Consider the following 1,725-nt stretch of genomic DNA (forward strand, 5'->3'; position numbering starts at 1 on the left):
GGGCCGCAGCCGCAGCGTCGAGCTGGGCGGCGAGTCGACGTCCCCGCGCCCGGCACCGCCCCGGGGCCGGACGCGGCCGTGCGCTGGCTGACCATCCGCCCCGACACCTCCCGCCCGGCGTGCCACTCGGCGAAGTCGGAGCGTCCGAGCAGCTCGGCCCGCCGCTTGAGCTCGGCGCTCAGCGACTGGGCGAACTCCCGCATCCGGACCGGGTCGTCGGCGGTGAGGTGCGTGGTGACGTGCGGCACGTCCGTGCAGACGCGCAGGCCCTCGCCGTGGGCCTTGCCCGCGCCCACGGTGTCCCGGCCGTCCATCAGGACGATGCCGAGCCGGTCGGGGCGTTCGGCGGAGGCGAGCGAGGCGACGAGCGCCCGCAGCAGCTCCGTACGGCCGCTGCCGGGCGGGCCCTCGACCAGCAGGTGCGGTCCCTCGGCGGCGAGGTCCACCGCGACCGGGCCGCGCGGTCCGGCGCCCAGCACGGCGTGCGCGCGGCCCCCGAGGGCCTCCGCGTCGTCGGCCGCGTCCGCCCAGCGGGCCATCAGGGACGCCGGGGTGGCCCGGGCGAGGCCCAGCTCGTCGAGGAGCCGGGCCGCCTGGGGCAGCGGCGCGGACACGCGCGCGTGGCGCTCGCCCGCCCCGCCGTCGGTGCGCAGCGGCGCCAGGGCGCGCGCGAACCGCTCCGACCAGGCGAGGGAGACGGCGTCCACCGTGCCGACGGTGCCGTGGCCGACCGGCCCGCCGGGGGACGACCCGCCGTGCGCGACGCGCAGCAGCCGCAGCGTCGTCGCCACGTCACCGCTGAGCAGCGCCACGGCACCGCAGTCGCGGAAGACCGGCGACGCCGCGCAGGCCGCCTCGTACGTCCGCGTCACCGGAGAGGTCGGGGAGGCGGCGGCCGTCTCGGCGAGGCACACGACGTGGATGCCGGCCCGGGGTCCCTCCAGGGCCAGCCGCGTCATCACCTCGCGCACGTCGGTGCCGCCGGGGTCGCCGTCCACGACGACCACGGTGTACGGCCCCGCGAAGCCGCCGGCCGGGTCGCTCCCGTCGTCCGCCCGGGCCCAGGAGGGCCGCCGGGAGGTCCCCGCGTCCGCCCCGGGTCCGTCCGGCGCGTCCGGTCCGCCGTGTCCGCCGTGTCCGTCCGGTTCGCCGTGCCCGTCCGGCCCGCCGTGCCGCAGGTCCCGGGCCGGGGCCGTCGGCTGGGCCGGGATCGCGCCGACGGGGGCCGCCGGCGGCCGGGTGCCGTTGCGGGCGTCCGTCAGGTGGTCCTCCAGGCGGCGGAGGAGTTCCCGGGCGCGGGCCATGGCCTGGTCGTGGTCGTAGGCGAGCAGCAGGCGGCAGTCCTGGCCGTGCCCCGGGCGCACCTGCGGCAGCCAGCCCAGCCACGACCACTCGGCGGTCCGCTCCGCGAGCGGGCGGGAGCGGTCCGCGCTGATCAGGACGATCTCCAGCAGGTCGGGGGAGTGCAGCGCGGCCAGCTGGGCCAGCACCGCGCGGGCCAGCCCGGCGAGCCGCGCGCGCGGGCCCGCCAGACCGAGCGCCCCGGCCTCGCGCAGTCCGACGGTCACCGGGACCGCGGGCAGCGGCGCGTCGGCGCCGGGCGCCATCCGGTCGGCCGTCCCGAGCCGCACGGCGAGCGCCTCGGGGTGCCCCGGCCCGCGCTCCCACAGCCGCGGCCCGGTCCAGCGCCGTCAGCAGCAGCGAGGCGAGTCCGGCCAGGTCTCC

At 80.2% G+C, this 1,725-nt stretch carries 1 pseudogene; it reads right to left on the reverse strand.

The features are described from left to right. Positions 1-1,725 (reverse strand): annotated as a pseudogene (locus tag JHAT_RS35810) (FtsK/SpoIIIE domain-containing protein); the annotation flags it as partial.

Origin of the sequence: Streptomyces sp. JHA26 (genome assembly GCF_002005565.1) — a bacterium.
Classification (GTDB): Bacteria; Actinomycetota; Actinomycetes; order Streptomycetales; family Streptomycetaceae; genus Streptomyces.